The sequence below is a fragment of the Vreelandella neptunia genome (assembly GCF_034479615.1).
GTDB lineage: Bacteria > Pseudomonadota > Gammaproteobacteria > Pseudomonadales > Halomonadaceae > Vreelandella > Vreelandella neptunia.
The window spans coordinates 732,419-750,018 of sequence record NZ_CP140255.1 but is presented as its reverse complement, the minus strand read 5'-3'; the positions used below and the strand labels follow the sequence as shown (position 1 = coordinate 750,018).

At 54.0% G+C, this 17,600-nt stretch carries 15 protein-coding genes; 9 read left to right on the top strand and 6 right to left on the bottom strand.

Annotation, left to right across the window (positions count from 1 at the left end; all coding sequences use genetic code 11):
- From SR894_RS03535 to SR894_RS03515, 5 genes are all read left to right on the top strand, one after another.
- Complete coding sequence (locus SR894_RS03535; protein ID WP_133733024.1) at positions 1 to 1,152, top strand: alpha/beta hydrolase; 1,152 nt, start codon at positions 1 to 3, stop codon at positions 1,150 to 1,152.
- Positions 1,153 to 1,206: 54 nt separating this feature from the next.
- Entirely contained in the window at positions 1,207 to 1,587 is a 381-nt protein-coding gene (locus SR894_RS03530; protein WP_133733023.1) for a hypothetical protein, read from the top strand.
- 608 nt (positions 1,588 to 2,195) lie between these two features.
- Positions 2,196 to 2,732 carry a class I SAM-dependent methyltransferase gene (locus SR894_RS03525; protein ID WP_244286589.1) on the top strand — a complete coding sequence of 179 codons (537 nt, stop codon included), beginning with the start codon at positions 2,196 to 2,198 and terminating at the stop codon, positions 2,730 to 2,732.
- Between the two features lie 91 nt (positions 2,733 to 2,823).
- A complete protein-coding gene (locus SR894_RS03520) occupies positions 2,824 to 3,921 on the top strand; it encodes an efflux RND transporter periplasmic adaptor subunit (RefSeq protein WP_244286588.1) in 1,098 nt (365 codons plus the stop codon).
- A gap of 1 nt (position 3,922) precedes the next feature.
- The gene (locus tag SR894_RS03515; RefSeq protein ID WP_133733021.1) at positions 3,923 to 7,072 is read left to right on the top strand and encodes an efflux RND transporter permease subunit; all 3,150 of its coding nucleotides are present in this window, start codon (positions 3,923 to 3,925) and stop codon (positions 7,070 to 7,072) included.
- 407 nt (positions 7,073 to 7,479) lie between these two features.
- On the opposite strand, the gene SR894_RS03510 is transcribed toward SR894_RS03515, so the two are convergent.
- Positions 7,480 to 7,650, bottom strand: a complete 171-nt coding sequence (locus tag SR894_RS03510; RefSeq protein WP_022519819.1) for a DUF2790 domain-containing protein — start codon at positions 7,648 to 7,650, stop codon at positions 7,480 to 7,482.
- Positions 7,651 to 8,117: 467 nt separating this feature from the next.
- Between SR894_RS03510 and SR894_RS03505 the strand changes: the two genes are divergently transcribed.
- Entirely contained in the window at positions 8,118 to 9,299 is a 1,182-nt protein-coding gene (locus tag SR894_RS03505) for an AAA family ATPase (RefSeq protein WP_133733020.1), read from the top strand.
- 46 nt (positions 9,300 to 9,345) lie between these two features.
- On the opposite strand, the gene SR894_RS03500 is transcribed toward SR894_RS03505, so the two are convergent.
- Genes SR894_RS03500 through SR894_RS03485 form a run of 4 tightly spaced genes read right to left on the bottom strand, consistent with a single transcriptional unit; the run spans position 9,346 to position 13,350 of the window.
- On the bottom strand, positions 9,346 to 10,521 hold the full coding sequence (locus SR894_RS03500) for a mandelate racemase/muconate lactonizing enzyme family protein (RefSeq protein WP_133733019.1): 1,176 nt from the start codon (positions 10,519 to 10,521) through the stop codon (positions 9,346 to 9,348).
- A gap of 17 nt (positions 10,522 to 10,538) precedes the next feature.
- Entirely contained in the window at positions 10,539 to 11,810 is a 1,272-nt protein-coding gene (locus tag SR894_RS03495) for a TRAP transporter large permease (protein ID WP_133733018.1), read from the bottom strand.
- The gene (locus SR894_RS03490; protein ID WP_133733017.1) at positions 11,807 to 12,385 is read right to left on the bottom strand and encodes a TRAP transporter small permease; all 579 of its coding nucleotides are present in this window, start codon (positions 12,383 to 12,385) and stop codon (positions 11,807 to 11,809) included. The genes SR894_RS03495 and SR894_RS03490 overlap by 4 nt, the downstream gene beginning before the upstream one ends.
- The gene (locus SR894_RS03485; protein WP_133733016.1) at positions 12,385 to 13,350 is read right to left on the bottom strand and encodes a sialic acid TRAP transporter substrate-binding protein SiaP; all 966 of its coding nucleotides are present in this window, start codon (positions 13,348 to 13,350) and stop codon (positions 12,385 to 12,387) included. The genes SR894_RS03490 and SR894_RS03485 overlap by 1 nt, the downstream gene beginning before the upstream one ends.
- A gap of 104 nt (positions 13,351 to 13,454) precedes the next feature.
- On the opposite strand from SR894_RS03485, the gene SR894_RS03480 reads away from it, so the two are divergent.
- From SR894_RS03480 to SR894_RS03470, 3 genes are all read left to right on the top strand, one after another.
- Positions 13,455 to 14,192, top strand: a complete 738-nt coding sequence (locus tag SR894_RS03480) for a FadR/GntR family transcriptional regulator (protein WP_133733015.1) — start codon at positions 13,455 to 13,457, stop codon at positions 14,190 to 14,192.
- Between the two features lie 108 nt (positions 14,193 to 14,300).
- Complete coding sequence (locus SR894_RS03475) at positions 14,301 to 14,846, top strand: hypothetical protein (RefSeq protein ID WP_133733014.1); 546 nt, start codon at positions 14,301 to 14,303, stop codon at positions 14,844 to 14,846.
- Positions 14,847 to 14,933: 87 nt separating this feature from the next.
- Positions 14,934 to 15,230 (top strand): DUF1330 domain-containing protein, encoded by a 297-nt coding sequence (locus SR894_RS03470; RefSeq protein WP_133733013.1) that lies wholly within the window; start codon positions 14,934 to 14,936, stop codon positions 15,228 to 15,230.
- 81 nt (positions 15,231 to 15,311) lie between these two features.
- On the opposite strand, the gene SR894_RS03465 is transcribed toward SR894_RS03470, so the two are convergent.
- A complete protein-coding gene (locus SR894_RS03465) occupies positions 15,312 to 17,438 on the bottom strand; it encodes a TonB-dependent siderophore receptor (RefSeq protein WP_133733012.1) in 2,127 nt (708 codons plus the stop codon).
- Between the last annotated feature and the right edge of the window lie 162 nt (positions 17,439 to 17,600).

Below are 17,600 nucleotides of genomic sequence, written 5' to 3'. Positions count from 1 at the left end.
ATGATTAGCCGACTTAGCGTTCTACTTTTCACACTCTTTCTGCTGACTTCCTGCGCTGTGCCGCCGGATTCCGCCGGTTTTCAACCCTCAGAAAACCTGCCTCGCTATGATCAGGAGAGTTTCGATCAATATGTGCGCGAAACACGTGCATGGATTGCGGATAACCGCGCTTTCATCAGTGACGACCGCGACCTTGAAATACAGCTCAATACGCCGTTCGAACTCCGCCCTGATAAACCGGCCAAACGCGGTATCCTGTTAGTGCATGGACTGGGCGCAAGCCCGTGGTATTTCATCGATATCGCCACCGCCATGGCGAATGACGGCTGGCTGGTTCGCTCAATCCTTCTGCCCGGCCACGGCACACGCCCCGCCGATCTGATGCTGCCTGATAATGATGATTGGGAAAAAATAATTGCCCATCACGCCAAACTGCTTGCAGCCGAGGTCGATGAACTTTGGCTTGGCGGCTTCTCAACCGGCGGTAACCTGGTCACCTCCCATGCGTTCACAGACGACAATGTCGACGGACTACTGCTATTTTCTCCCGGATTTTACCCCAATACCAACTACCTATTTCTCGCCCCGGCCATTTCCTATTTTTGGGACTGGCTCGACATTGATGACGAGGACAATATCGTCACTTACCAGTCGCTTCCTACGCGCGGTGCCTCTCTCTATTATCGCTCGGTCAGCACCGTGCAAAAAAATCTCGACACCGTACACTTTGATAAACCCGTACTCATAACGATGAGCCAGCATGATAGCGTCCTTGACCCCAACGCGACGCTCACGGCCTTTCAAAACCGCTTTCCCAACCCACAATCGAGATTCGTCTGGTACGGCGATCCACCACAGCACCATGACGATTCCCGCGTCACCGCCCTTACCAGCCACCTTCCCGATCGGCGAATCAGCAACTTTTCCCACATGAATGTGCTGTTTGCGCCTGAGAATACCTATTACGGTCAAGCGGGTCGCTACATCATGCTGGAAAACGGCCAGGATGGTCTCTTGCCACCCGATGACCCAGATACCCTGTGGTTCGGCGCATGGGGTCAGAGAGACGCGGAAAAATACCACGCCCGCCTGACCTGGAATCCCTACTTTGACGACCTCCTCGATGATATCCGCGAGGTAACAGGAGACTAATCGACGTTCCCCCGACTGAGCTTTTCGGGGCTCATGGAGAATAGGTGCAATAAAATGGTTATATCTATACTTTCACTATCCAAGCGTTTTTTTGTAACGCTATGCATGAAAGAGAAAACGTCATTCTCAAATGTTTGGTTCCCGGAATCCCCTAGAACATTAAGCCATTCACAGTGCTTTGCTTTACGCATTACAATAACTTTAACCGCTTTTTTAGCTTTACCCATGATGCTTCTTAATGCAGGATCAATTGAAAGCGTCATTGCCGTCTTCAGCGTTGAAGCTAGCACTACGGCCTTAATATTTTCCAAAATAAAATCAAAAAGCACTACAGCTTGGCTACCAAATGATACAGAGGATGAAATAGTAGAGTTCACCAACATAATAGGAGTGGCAGGCGTAGGGACTCTTTTAGTTATATTCTTGCTGACCTAAACTACTTCTTAATTTCTGTGCTGAGTATAAAATGACGAATTAACCATCAATAACGACTCGACCGCAAAATCTGAGAAAAGTAGCCCCCGAATATACTTGCTGGAAGAGACAGGTAGCAGCACCGTGTCACTCGCAAGACGGAGGACGCCCAATCGGTAAGCCTCAGCCCCCGACCGCCAATCAGCATTCGCCTGAAACCACTGCTTAGCGTTCGATGAGTTTGACCTCGACCATTCGCAATAGAAACCTCCTCCGATGGATAAATAGCTGCGTAGCTTCAGCAAGATTTATCGCGCTTTAGCTACCTTGATGCACCTTGCTACAAAATAACCAATCTTTGACACACTGTGGGTACAACCATGGCTTACTTTTTCATTCCCAGCGAAAAGTTTTGTTAGTCCGGCTCGGTAAGCAGAGATAATCACATATAGAGAGCAGCGAAGTATTAATAGTAGGCAGGGCCTTGTTAACAATCGATAGCCTTCGCAGATGCTGCCGTCTTCGATCCTTTGGAAGAGTTTAGAAAAGCTATGGAACTTAGAAACCTGTCCGATACATTTTTATTCTTCAAGGCTTGGCTCTTTAACCCACTGAGTATTGGTGCGCTCATGCCTTCTGGTCGAGCGTTGGCCAACCTTATCACCTCGGAAATATCTATGGATACGGGCCTGATCATCGAGCTTGGGCCGGGGACGGGTGTCTTTACACACGCACTCATTGAGCGTGGTATCGACCAGAAAAACATAGCATTAATCGAGAATGACGCGGCATTCGTTACCCGGCTACAGCATCGCTTCGGGCATGCCCACACGTTTTGTATTGATGCTTCACGGCTACACGAAGTTAAGTTTTTCGACGGGGCGCATGCGGGTGCTGTCGTTAGTGGGTTACCCATGCTGTCAATGTCTCCACGCAAGATGATCGCCATTCTGGACGGTGCTTTTACCAAAATGCGGCCCGAAGGATCTTTCTATCAGTTCACTTACGGCCCCCGTTGCCCGATACCCCGAACGCTGCTCGATCGTCTTGGGCTGAAGGCCATGCGTGTCGGTCGCATACTCGTAAATGTCCCTCCCGCCACCGTCTACCGCATCGTCCGACGTAAGCCGCGTCCTGCCGCTAGCGGTGAGCGCATCGGCGTGTGATGACAGAGTGGCACCTGCACTACTCCATTCACAGTAATCGAAACCCACTGATGGCTTTTCTCCTAGCAGAGGATGGCCGGAGAGAATGACCATGACCATCAAATTCTGGCTTTCTGGGTTAACCTGTTTTCTTCTGACCGCCTGTGGCGCCCCTCCTGACAATAATATAAGTGACAATGAGCGTGCTGCCGTACCTATCTCAGTGGCACCAGCGGAACTGGCGACGTTAGGCGAGCAGTTGTCACTTACGGGCACCCTCACCGCTGAGCGCCAGACCCGGCTCTCCCCTCGCGCGGACGGGCTCGTGGCTCACGTGCATGTTGAAGCGGGTGATCATGTTGAGACCGGGCAGGTACTGCTGGAACTCGACCCGGCCCTTGCACAACAGGCGCTCATGCGTGCTCGCGCTCAGGAGGAAGAGGCAAACGCCTCGGTACGTGAGGCCGAGCGCTTGGTTAATGAGGCACAGCGGCTCGCTGAACATCAGGCCATCCCCGCAACAGAGGTCGCATCGCGTGTCGCTAGGCTAAACCTAGCACGGGCATCGGCAGCCTCCGCTCAAGCAGCCACACGAGAGCAGGAAGAACTGGTTGAACGGCACACTTTGCCAGCCCCTTTCCCAGGCGTCGTCGCCGAAAAACTCACCGAAGTTGGCGAATGGGTGCAACGGGGAACGCCGGTGTTATCGTTAGTTGCGATTGATCGTGTGCGCCTGGATGTACAAGTGCCCCAAGAGCGATTTGAGCAGTTGGATGATCAGACACAAGCGCAAGTATTTGCCGATACGCTTGGTGACACCCCATTGCCAGCGCAGATCATTGCACGGGTTCCCGTGACTGACCCCGAGGCGAGAACCTTTCTACTTCGTCTACTGGTAAACGATCCGCAGAGCCGGTTACTTCCTGGCACCTCCGCAAGAGCAGAAATTTCGTTAACCTCGCAAGCAACAGATACGTTGACCATCAGCCGCGATGCGTTGCTGCGCCAACCGGATGGCAGCCACAGCGTCTACATCGTCGATAACGCAGACGATGAAGAAATCGCCCGTCGACACCGGGTGCACATTCTGTATGAACAGGACGGACAGGCTGCCATTACAGGTGACACCCTGCGCCAGGGCGATCAGGTCGTCATCCGAGGCAACGAGGCCTTGACCGATGGTCAGCCCGTCGAAGTGGTGGAGCGCTAATATGGATTTCGGACGCGTTATTCACCACAGCACCCTCATCGCCGTCGCGGTTCTGATCCTGTGCTTGCTGGGGATCACTGCTGCACTACGTGTACCCGTTCAGATGATCCCCGACCTGGAAGTACGCACCATCAGCGTGGAAACAAGCTGGCCCGGGGCGTCTCCACGTGACGTGGAGCAAGAGATCCTTATCGAGCAGGAACAATACCTCCGCACCTTGCCCAATCTCCAACGAATGGTTTCCACCGCCAACATCGGTCAAGCCAGTATCGAACTGGAGTTTCCCTTCGGTGTCGACATTAATGAAGCGTTGATACGAACCAACAACGCCCTAAGCCAAGTATCCAGCTACCCTGAAAATGTCGATGCCCCCGCCCTGACGACAGTCTCTTCCTCTGACGAACCCTTTATGTATTTCCGCATCGGGCCACGTGCGGAAAGTGGGGAAAACCTCGACCTGGAGATGATGCGTAACTTCCTGGAGGATGAGGTGCGCCCCCGTATGGAGCGGGTCAATGGTGTTTCGCTTGTGGAAATATGGGGCGCGGAAGCACGGCAGGTGCGCATAGAAATCGATCCGTACCGTTTGGCCGAACGCGGGCTCGACATGACCGATGTGCGCAATGCACTGCAGACCCGTAACGTCGACAGTTCAGCGGGAGACCTGGACAGTGGCAAACGCAGTGTGATGGCACGCACGATCGGCCGCTTCCGTGAGCCCACCGATATGGGCGAGTTGATCATTGCCGAGCGCCGTGGCGCCTTGATGCGGCTCTCCGAATTGGCCGATATCCGGCTCAGTCACCATGAAATGCGTACCCGGGCATTCTATAACGGCCTACCTTCACTGATCCTGGCGGTGCGCCGCGAAACGGGATCGAATGTCGTCCAGACCAAGTATGCCGTACTGCCGGAAGTCGAGGCGATCAGCGACGAGATTCTGGCGCCGCTGGGTCTTGAAATGACGCTGATCAACGAAGATGCGCGCTACGTGGAAGACTCGGTCGCCAACGTCTGGAATAACCTTTTACTCGGGACACTGCTGGCAACACTGATAATGTTTGCCTTCCTGCGTTCGGCGCGCAGCACCTTTGTCGGGGTGATCGCCATTCCGGTCTGCACGATCGCCGCCTTCATCGGCCTCTTACTCGCCGGACGAACGCTGAACGTTATCTCATTGGCCGGGGTAGCGTTTGCCATTGGCATGACGCTCGACAACACCATCGTCGTACTCGAAAGCATCGACCAGGCACGACGACGCGGCCTGAAGCCCTTCGATGCCGCAGTGGCAGGCGTGGGCCGGGTCTGGACGGCGGTCATGGCGAGCACGCTGACATCAGTCCTGGTATTTGCCCCCACGCTATTCATTCAGGAGGAAGCCGGACAGCTCTATTCGGATATCGCGATTGCGATTTCCTCTTCTATTCTTGCCTCGTTGGCCGTGGCGGTGACCGTGCTTCCGGCGATGGCGGCGCGACTGCTACCGGCAATCCAGTCAGGTGCTACCGTAGAGGAAGGCGTCTTTGATCGCATCGGTCGCTGGATCGCCCGCGCCTATTGCCGCCCGATACGGCGAATAACGATTCTAGTCGGCACGCTTGGCTTGTCAGCATGGGTCGTGGTGTGGCTAACCCCACCGGCGGAGTACTTGCCTGAAGGCGAAGAGGCACGCATCTTCTCTACAATGATCGCACCGCCGGGCTACAACCTGACAGAGATGGAATCCATCGCGCAGGAGCTAATCCCGGAACTGCAGCAGCGTCTTGATGACGAGCCGGCACGCTTTCACCGTGGCGAAACGAATATGCCCGCACTACGCTTCTTCGCCATGTTCGTCGACGCCCAGGGCATTCGTGTTATTACCGACCCGAAAGATCCCACCGATCTGGAAGCGTTAATGGGCGCCCTCGAGGCACGCTTTACGGCCTGGCCGGGCATGCGCGCATTCGCCTCACGGGGCTCCATCATCTCTACCAACGATGGCGGTACGCGCAGTATCAACATGGACATTTCCGGCTCTGATCTTGCCGAGATCTATCAGGTCGCGAGCCTTGCCTATGCCCGCGCAGGAGCACTGTTCGAAGACGCGCAAATTGGTTCCGAACCGAGCTCACTCAGCCTGGATCAGTTATTGCTGGAGATCCAGCCTCGGTGGGAGCGTCTGGTGGAAGTCGGGCTCGACGCTGAGCGCTTTGGCTATTCCGTGGCGGCGCTAAGCGATGGTGCTTTTGCCGACCAGATGATCCTGGATGACCGCCGGGTCGACATCTACCTATTCAGCAGCGCGGGTAGCGAGCAGCGGGCGGAGCGCCTAGGAGACCTGCCCATTGCCACACCCTCTGGCGACGTACTGCCACTTTCCGCTTTGGCCGATTTGAACGAGTCCATCGATACGGACAGCATTCGGCGGCTGGATGGGCGCCGTACGGTGACGTTGAATATAGTGCCGCCGCGTTCGGTGGCGCTGGAAACGGGCGTCGAACGCGTGGAAAGCGAGTTAATCGGGGCTATGCGCAGTGACGGTGAGCTCCCGCACGGCGTCTCGATAGATATCACCGGTGCTAGCGACCAACTGCAAGCCACCCGCGAAGCGGTCTCGGGTAATTTCATGATCGCGGTCTTGTTGTGCTATCTGATGCTGGTAGCGATTTTCCGTCACTGGGGGCGGCCGTTATTCGTCATGGCCACGATTCCCCTGGGACTTGCGGGCGGGATTCTTGGCTTGGCGATACTCAACGGCGTCGGCGCTCCGTTTGGCATCCACCAGCCTTTCGATATGATCACACTGCTCGGTTTTCTGGTATTGCTCGGCTCCGTCGTCAACAATCCGATCCTGATCGTTCAGGAAGCCTACCAGCGACTGGAGGAAGGCTCGGAATCCATCGTCGCGGCCGTCAACGAAGCGGTTAGGATACGTCTGCGGGCGATCCTGATGTCCAGCCTGACCACCATCTTCGGCATTGCCCCTCTGGTACTGATTCCCGGTGCGGGCACCGAACTCTACCGCGGCCTGGGTGCCATCGTGATGTTTGGCATCGCGTTTTCCACACTCATCACTCTGACGTTCCTACCCAGTTTGATGGTAGTCGCCATGAGCGTGCAACAGCGTATTGCAGGGTGGGTATCATTGCGTAGAGATCAATCTTACTGAATCAACTGGAAGCCTGAAAATAAATGGGCGGGCCTAAAAAGACTAGGCCCGCCCGGCATTGTTTTCTAAATCAAAATCAATAGTTCGCTTAAAGGTTTATAACCAGCGTTTCAGATAATGAAAAACTCCTTTCGCTTGCTGCGAAGACATTGACTCGAGGCAAGCAACCTCCGTATCTTCATCGGAACCTCTCTCAACGGACTTTGTCACCTTAGAAAAGTACTAATATAACCATTTAGGCTGCAATTAATATCTTCATAATTTACTCCTTATCCTAAATAACCATCCATCATTCGACCAACTCTGCGACATGTGATTAATTTAAAATCCACAAGCCACCGAGCAGTTTCAATGACTTTAAGTTACTTCAAAAAAAAACTACCTACAACTGAGCTATTTAGCTCGATTTAAGGGTTGTCAGAAAGCACCTGGGAGGCTGGAATGTCCTGGTTACCGCTATCTGTAGATGTCGATCCAGAATAAACAATCCTGTTATCTTCATCCGAGCCTCTTTCAGCAAGTGCTACGCCTGAAGAAAGCAGTAATGCAATGATTAAGGCCGCATTTAAAAATTTCATGATTCACTCCTTACGTTTAACTACTCGATCAACCTACTGAGCTAAAAGCAACCTCATGGATCGCTTCCCCCTCTAATCTCCTACATGTGAGTTAATTAGCTCTTTTAGAGAAGAAGGCTTGGTTTGCTAGTCGCTTCATCAGCATATGAATGATAGATTCAAAATGAACGGATCAGAATGCCAAATACTCTTTCGTTCTTGCCTGATCCAGTCTTTCGGTATATTTCCGAGAATCTTTTAATACTGAGAAGAAGTGATGCCCGCATGAAACTCTCGTCAGAGAGCTAGTACAGAATAAAGGCAACTGCCGACCAAAACCCTCACCGAAATCGAGGATATGAACATTCCGCCTCTCAATTGGCACTTAAGATCTCCAGCTATCGATGTCTTCTAGTGAGGGGGCACTTGGGGCTAAACTGTTATTTTCACGCTGCTCAGAGCAGCCAGCCCCCAACGCCGCAGAGCCTATGATCAACACCTTTGCCGTATCCAACTACCGCAGCTTGAAAAAAATTGTTTCTCCCCTGTCGAGTCTTAATGTAGTGACGGGGCCCAACGGGTGCGGCAAGTCCAACCTATACAAAGCGCTGCGATTATTGGCAGAAACAGCCAAAGGCAATCTTATCTCATCGATTGCTCAAGAGGGCGGGCTTGATTACACCTTCTGGGCTGGCCCGGAAAAACTCACCAAAGACATGCGAGAGGGCTCCGCTGCCATTGAGGGATCTGCTAAGAAAAACAGCCCCCGGCTTAGGCTGGGTTTTGTGGGTGAAGATTTCGGCTACGCCATTTCATTGGGGATGCCCGCCTCTCAGGGCTTTGCGGGCTACCAAGATCCGTCCATGTTCCAGTTCGACCCCGAGATAAAACGGGAATGCATTTGGGCAGGCGATGTCTGCCGACCCAGTAGCTGTTTGATTGACCGCGTTGGGTCTGTGGTCAAAGTGCGTGCAGGTCGTAAATGGCAGGTTTACGATGCCCACCTTAATAGCTACGAAAGCATTTTGAACGAAATCAGTGACCCGGTCGCCGTGCCTGAAGTCCACGCTGTTCGGCAAGCCATTCGTCATTGGCGCTTCTACGATCAGTTCCGAACCGATCCAAATTCCCTCATCCGCACACCGCAAATCGGCACCCGCACCACGGTGCTGGATCACGATGGCCTCAGTCTAGTGGCCGCATTGCGAACTATCCACGAGATCGGCGACCGCGAGGCGTTGTACGAGGCGATTGAAGATGCCTTTCCCGGCGCCACTATTAATTTTGAAGCCGACGCTGGTAATCGCTTTCTACTGCAGTTTCTACAAAAGGGGCTGTTGCGCCCCTTAAACCAGTCCGAACTATCAGACGGCACGCTTCGCTATCTGTTGCTGGTGGCGGCGCTGCTCACCCCCAGGCCGCCTTCCTTGCTAGTGTTGAATGAGCCAGAAACCAGTCTACATCCGGATTTGCTTCCCGCCTTGGGCCGCCTGATTATCCGTGCATCGAGGGAAACCCAGGTGTGGGTGGTCTCCCACGCGCCACGCTTAGTGGCGACACTGGAACAAGATCAGGCCTGTAACTCTATCGCGCTGGATAAAGAGTTTGGTGAGACCGTTATCCTAGGCCAGGGGTGGCTAGATGAACCGCCCTGGCAGTGGGCGGATTAAACAGAGCATCCCCCTGGCGTATCGGCTTCTAAGCGCATTGGCTTACTTAAATATCAATCTTAAGCGCCTGCAGCCTCTCGTCATCGATTTCGATACCCAGCCCTGGAGCGCTGGGCAGTGCAAGACGCCCATGGTCAAGGCTTAACGGCGACGTTAAAAGTGCTTCACGCAGGGGGTTATTGGCCGATACGTCAAACTCGACCCAGGTAGGCGTATGGTTACGGTCGGGATGCGGATGCGGCGGCAGCGCGGCGGCGAAGTGGGCGGCGGCCATAATGCCCACTGCGCTTCCCCATACGTGAGGCGAGATTCTCAAGCCGTTTAACTGGGCCATGTCTGCAATGCGCAGCGCTTCTACATAGCCGCCACATAGGTTGAGATCCGGCATCAGCACATCCACACCACCGGTGGCGGCCAGCTCACGAAACTCGACAGCATTGACCGAAGCCTCGCCCGCAGCAATACGCCCCTCTCGGCGCGAGGCAAGGCGGCGGAAACCCGGAAGATCTTCAGGTGCCACCGGCTCCTCGATCCAGTAAGGGCGCAGCGGCGCCAAAGCGGCCATGGATTCCAGCGCGATGTCCGCCGTGTAGGCCCCGTTGATATCGGCCATGATGGCCACGTCATCGCCCAGAATCCGCCGTGCGCTCCGCATCCGCTCAAGGTCGCTTCTGATGCCGTGACCAATTTTGATCTTGTAGCCATCAAACTGCCCCGCCACGCGCTCAAGCTGCGCTTCCAGAGGCAGCGCCGCCGGTTCATGAAAATAGCCACCGGAGGCGTAGACCTGCACGGAGTCCTGCTCTTCCCCGCCCAGCAGCCGGTAAACCGGCAGACCCAGCAGCTTGCCAAGGCCGTCGTGCAGTGCAATATCCAGCCCGCTGACTGCCGCGGCGAGCTGGCTCTGGGCGCGCACGTGGTAGAGCACATTGGTCATTCGCCGCCAGATCACACGGTGGTCGAAGGCGCTTTGCCCCACATAGGCTTCGCGCAGAATGTCCAAATAGGCCAGCGTGGTCTTGGGCGGGCCATAGCACTCGCCAATACCGACAATACCTGCCGAAAAACGTACAAACACCAGGGTAGCCATGCGTGCGTGGCCGATTTCCCGCGCGCTTCCATAGCCGCCGTCCGCCGGCAAATAGCTGCCGATGGGCACCATATCGATGGCCTCGATAATCGCATCACGGGCCACAGAAGGATTACTATGCAGATGATTCATGCAACTGATTCTCCAAACTAGATCAGGCTAGGCAGCCATAGCGTCAAAGCGGGAATAAAGGTGATCAGCAAAAGCGACACTAACAGTGCCGCGATAAAGGGCAGCGTGGCCTTAACCGCACGGGGGAAAGAGATATCGGCAATCCGCGCCAGAATAAACAGGACCAGCCCCACCGGCGGTGTCAAAAGCCCGATCATTAGGTTGAGCACCATGATGATGCCGAACTGAACAGGATCGACCCCTGCCTGGACGGCCAGCGGCAGCAGCACAGGTGTCAGGATGGTGATCGCTGCCACGGTTTCCATGAAGCAGCCAACGATCAAGAGAATCAGGTTGATCAGCAGAAGAATGACAATCGGGTTATCGGCCACCGCCATTACCGATTCTGCGAACGCCGCTGGCACGCCTTCGCGGGTAAGAATCCAGGCAAAAATTGACGAGGCGGCAACGATCAACAGCACCACTGAGGTCATTTCGATGGTTTCACGAAATACCGTAATGATCTGGCGCCAGCCGGCGCTACGGTATACCAGCGTTGCCAGCACCAGCACGTAAGCCACGGCTGCAATAGCGCTCTCGGTCGGGGTGAATATCCCCAGAACGATACCCCCCACGATGATCACCGGGATCATGAGCGAAAGGGCCGCATGCATAAATGACGACAGCAGGCGCGCCACAGAAAAGCGCTCACCCACCGGGTAACCGCGTCGGTGCGAAATAACCGCGACCATCAGCATCAACATTGCTGCGATCAGTAAGCCCGGCACAATGCCTGCAATAAACAGTTGACCAATGGAGGCCGATGCCACCACCCCGTAAACCACCAGCGGAAGCGACGGCGGAATGATGGGGCCCACGGTTGAGGATGCCCCGGTGATCCCCACGGCAAAATCAACGTCATAGCCCTTATCACGCATCGCCTTTATTTCAACGGCACCCAAGCCGCCAGCGTCAGCAATGGCCGCGCCCGACATGCCGGCAAAGATGACCGAAGCGCCTACATTAACGTGGCCCAGGCCGCCGCGGGTCCATCCCACCATTGAATCAGCGAAGCGGAAGATACGCTCGGTCACACCGCAAACATTCATCAGGTTGCCAGCCAGGATAAAGAACGGCACCGCCAGTAGTGGGAAACTGTCCACCCCACCCACCATGCGCTGAATCAGAATAATGTCCGGAATCTTGCCGGAGGCGAGCAGATAAACCAGCGACGACCCGGCCAGTGCGACCGCAACAGGGGCACCAATCAATAACAAACACGCTAGCGCTACAAACAGCAGAATGATCATTTCTCCTCCTTGCCACGCCAGCAGGCGATGGCCTGGCGGGCCATACGCAATGCCATTGCCGCACAGGCCACGGCAATCACGGTGTAAAGCCAACCTTTCGAGATCGGCAGCGTGCTCATGCTGGAATTCCATACCCGCTGTCCAACCTGCCAGGCAAGCCAGGCCACATAGCCGAAGAACCCAGCGCTAAGCAGGTTATTGAACCCACGCAGCCAACGTTTTGCCTTTGCAGGCACGATTAGCTCAAGAATCTCAACGTTGATGTGAGTTCCTCGCGAGGCAGCACCAGCCGCGCCGATAAACACCAGCAGCACCAGCAACATGCGGGCGCCCTCTTCAGTCCAGCCAATCGAGTGGTTGAACACGTAGCGTGACAGGAACTGCGCAAAAACCACGCTTCCCAGCAGGATCATGACCCCAAGCGCTACATGGTCTTCGAAGACCCATTTCGGCGGTGGTGTCGCTGTCGCAGTATTGTGCGATAGCCCAGATTCACCTCCGGCCGCACTTTCGCGGCCGGGCTCTACTGACATCGCCGTCACCTCACCTTGACGAGTGTCTTTATCCCCTTGCATCACTCAATCGCCCCCAAGCGCTGGTATTGATCAGCCGTCCAACCTACGTCTTCACCCGTCAGGCTCGGCCTTACCGCTTCGGCAAACGCTTCACGATCAACCTCGTGTACCTGGGTTCCTTGCTCCTGGAACCAGGGCACCAGATCCTGCTCCTGCTGTTGGATATCCAGGCTCCCCTGTTCAGCAGCCTCCTGAAAGACGTCCCGGAAAAGTGCCTGATCCTCGGCGGAAAGACTCGCCCAGGCATTGCTACTCATAATGATCGGCTGGCTGTCATAGATATGGCCGGTCAGCGAGATGTCCGACTGCACTTCTTCAAACTTCATCGCGCGAATGATCGGCAGCGGATTTTCCTGGCCATCCACTACGCCCTGCTGAAGCGCCAGATAGACCTCCGAGAAGGCAATCGGAGTAGGGTTGGCGCCAACGGCTCTTGGGAACATCAGCAGCAGCGGCGCATCAGGCACGCGAATTTTCATGCCCTGCATGTCTTCGGGAGTAAGCACCGGCTTGTTGGCAGTCACATGGCGCTGGCCAAAATAGATCAAACCAAGCGGCACATGCCCCGTGCTCTCTTCGTAGCCTTGGGAAAGCTCTTTGAAGAGATCGCTTTTTGAATAGGCGATCCAGTGATCAAAGTCTCGGAAAACGAAAGGAGCACTGCCTAGCGCAATCGGTGGATAAGCGTTTCCAGCGAAAGCATTACCGGTATAGATGATATCCAGCGTGCCTAAGCCGAGGCCTTCATTGAGTTCAACCTCATTACCTAGCTGGGAGGAAGGGAACACTTCAATGTGATGGCGACCTTCACTACGTTTTTCAATTTCATCAGCTGCCCACTCGGCCCATTTGTGGTGACTGTGGCTCGCTTCGTATACATGGCCAAAAACGAAATCATTCGCTTGAGTGAAAGGCGTTATAGATAGTGCTAAAAGCAGTGTTGTAAGTTGATGACGTGCACGCATTGTTGTCTCCTTATTTATGGCTTGAATCACCAACCTCAGTACACTCTGGCTAAACAAATTTATCAATTTGTTTATAATCAACTTTCAAAAATACATGTAAATATATGTTTTTAAATAAAAACAGCCAAAGTAAGGAGTTTTACAACGTGACAACAAAGACAAAAGTCGAAAAGACTAAAGACTTATACGAAGATATGCGCAACTGGATACTTCGCGGGCAATATCTGCGTGGAGCGCGCCTGCCAACAGAGGCCGAACTGGCAAGCCGCTATGAACTTAGCCGTAGCGCCACGCGACAAGTGATTGCGCAACTAAAAACCGAAGGTCTTGTCGCCTCCCGTCAAGGGTCAGGCCTGTTTGTTGTCGCCCGGCCCACAACAGCGCTCGATGCGCCAAACTTTGTTAATAACTTCAGCGACCTTATTGCGCTGTTTGACTTCCGGCTGCTAATTGAAACGGAATCAGCGGCCCTGGCCGCCTCAAAGCGTAACGATAGTGATATTGAGCGCATTGAGGAAAAGAGCCGTATTTTAAGAAGAGTCAATCAAAACGGGGGCCAAGGCACTCAGGAAGACTTCGACTTTCACGTACAGATAGCTAAAACATCCGGCAATAAATTTTTACTTAGCTCGGTGCTAGCTCTACAAACGGGGGTTATCTTCTCCGTCAAACTCGGGCAAAAAACGTCCGATCTTCCGCGAATATTGCAATCCAAGCAGGTCACAGAAGAGCATAACGACATCATCGAAGCGATTCGCCAAGCAGACGAGGCAAAGGCACGAGCGGCAATGCAACGCCATATAGAGTCCTCACTCTCACGAATTCTGCATGGACAGCCGTGAAGCAATTGCACTGGTTAGGTGACAAAGCTTGGCGTTGATACCATGCTGATTCTCACGATGAGCTCGTCATCAAGAAATGGCGCAATACTTGTGAAAAAAGGATCTTATATGATCGAGTCACTGGAAGAGCTAGAAGCCATTAAACAGTCGTGCCGTTCGATGGTGACAAAGAGTTCAAGCCTGTCAGCTGGCACTGCGGTTATACCCATACCGGGCTTAGACATTGGTTCAGACGTCGCCATATTGATGCGTTTAATTCCCAAAATTAATGAAAAATTTGGCTTAACGCCTGAACAGATCGACAGCCTGGATACAGAATCAAAGCTTTTTGTGATGACGGTCATTTCCAATACCGGCAGCAAGATGGCGGGCAAATACATCACCAGAAAGCTTATCGTGGTATTGCTAAATAAGATGGCTGGCAAGGTAGCAGCAAAGGGTGTTGCTAAGTTCGTACCCTTCGTAGGCAGCGCTGTGGCAGGCAGTATTAGCTTTACAGCCATGAAGTACATGGGTAACAGCCATATCGACGATTGCTATGAAATCGCCTTGGCGGCACTGGAAAAAAACCGGCTGGAAACCGCAGCTGTGGTAGTACCCGCGTCTGAACAAACGCTAAGTATCGCTGCCAATGGCCCTACAAAAGCCGAGTAACGGTCGATTGTGCTTTTCTCATGCAGCCCAGTTTTGGGCTAATGATATGCTATCGCTGCTTTTTAATGGTTACGTAAGGAGAATTTAATGCCCGCTTATGTCGTACTGACTCGAGAACACACTCACGACGCCCAGGAAATGGAGCGCTACGGCGAGAAGGCAAAAGCCGCCCGTGAAGGCCACGACCCACAGCCGCTGGCTTTTTATGGCGATTTTGAAGTACTGGAAGGCAGCGCAATGGAAGGAGCGGTCATTCTACGCTTCCCGGATATGGCTGCCGCCCGTGCCTGGTATCAAAGCCCCGCCTACCAGGAAGCCCGCAAACACCGCTTTCAGGGCGCCGACTACCGCGTTTTTATCGTTGATGGCCTAACAGAAGCCTAAATACCAAAAACGCCCCGCTTTGAATGTTCAAGTCGGGGCGTTTTGCCGTTGCTTTACCTCTGGGATATAGGCGGAATTACATCACCAGCGATAGCTCACTTTCGCGCTGATTTCGCGACCCGGATTATAGTAATCGGCGGTGCTTGAACCGACCACGTGCTGCTCGTCGAGCAAGTTGCTGACATTGACGGCTAGATCGGCGTCTTTGGTGAGCTGATAGCTGAAGGCTGCATCGAAGAGCGTTGCCGCACTGCTTTTTGACGTATTGGCGACATCAAAGTAGTAGGAGCCGATGTAACGGGCGCCGAGGCCAACACTCATATCCTGGCTTGGCAAGGTATAGTAGCCCCACAGCGACGCCGTATGTTTGGGTGCTGCGGTGAACTCGTTACCCTCTCTGGCTGCGTTACTGTCGCGTACCACTTCCGACTCCATATAGGAGTAACCACCGGCCACGCTAAAGCTATCGGTCAACTCAGCTTTCGCTTCCAGATCAAGACCCCGTACGCGGGACTCACCCACGGTTTCCCGCTTGATAACGCCATTGTCCTGTACAACCGAGATGGTGACGTCGTCCCTGGTTAGGTCATAGATGGCCGCCGAAAACAGCGCATTGGTACCAAAGGGGGAATATTTCGCACCAATTTCGTACTGCTCGCCCCTTTCGGGATCGACGCCAATCGTGGGCGGTGCGACCGACTCAACCATGCTGACATAGGTGGAAATTTCGTCGGTGACGCGATAGGTCAGCGCACCGCGAAGTGAGGTCTCAGAGAAGTCATCGGAATCGCGAACGCCATCCATATTGGTGCTTGAGACATCCATCGAGTCGTTGCGCACACCCGCTGTCACAATGAATCGATCATAAAAGGACAAATTCTGAGTCAGGAAAACCGACTCGGTGGTGAAGTCCTGCTTATTGCTGCTATAGACGTTCAGGCTACTCGGGGCACCGCTAAAGACGGGGTTTGCGATATCAATGGAGGTCGCATCGCCATAAAACGAACTATCTTCGGTGGAAGCATCGCGATACTCAACACCCACCAACGTGCTGCTATCAACCCGGTCAAAGCGGGCGTCGTATTGCAGGATAGCGTTGCCGATCAACTCCTGAGCTTCGTTGTCGGTACCAAAATAGTCGCGATCCACCACGCTGCCAACTCGCGCCGCAGAGTCAGTGATATAGACGTATCCGAAATCGTCGGTCAGGTCGCTATAGCGCAGATTACCGCGCAGCGTCAGGCCGTTGTTGAAATCATGGGTGAGCTGCCCGGTGAGGCTGGTACGCTCGACATCATGATAGTTGAAGCCAGGCTCGCCGAAGAAGTCGCTGCGGTCGTACTCCCGGTCAAGCGGATAACCACCGCTATTGGGGGTGTCGTCACGCTTCAAGTAATCGAAGATCACGCTTGCTGAGGTGTACTCCGTCGGCTCCCAGGCCAAGCCACCCATCAAGAAACCATTGTTGTCTTTGGAGTGATCGTATTCGCGGTCGCTGTCCCGGAGGGTGCCGGTAAAGCGGTAGGCCACTGTCTCGTCAGCGTTCAGCGTGTCACCCACATCAACACCGGCCTCTTTGGCGTCGAATGATCCGTAGGAGAGATACCCCTCGCCAAAACGCTCAAACCGTGGCCGTTTGCTCACGAAGTTGACCGAGCCACCCGGATCCGCCGGGCCAAACAGGGTGGAGTTGGCGCCACGCAACACCTCAACTCGCTCGTAGGCGTAAGGCTCTTCGCGTACACCGCGCATTGAGCCTAGCGTCAGCCCGTCACGGTAGGTAGTCGCCTGGAATCCGCGAATTTTAAAATAGTCATTACGGTCATCGGTGCCGTAATAATCGGTGAGGACGCCGGGGGTATATTGCAGCACTTCCTCAGTGGTAGAGGCGTTGCGCTGCTCAATCTCTTTCTCAGTAATGACCGACACTGAGGCAGGTGTATCAAGAATACTGGTGGCGACCTTACCACCCACCCAAAGCTCCTGAGCTACTATCGAATTGGCATCATCATCAGCGTAGGCCTGGGCGTTGACGATAATGGGGGCGAGGCGATATCCCTCGTTATCGTCACTGCCTTCGCCGGTTTCCTGAGCGTTCCCGAGCATGGGAATACTCACCAGCGTTGTGCCGCACAGAATGGCGGTAGTGGTCTGCTGCCACCGTACCCGACTTGCGTTGCGCCGGACTGTGCTATTGCTATCAGTCATGTTGAAGATCCCTTGAAATGAATAAACCTACCCTGCTCGCCTTGTGGTTCTGTTTTGAAAGGCCGGCAGAGTATCCAAAGCTAGCATCCCCGAGTCAAGAGTGATAATGTCAATCACAATCATTTAGTTGAACTTTTGATAATAATTACAATACACCGTGAC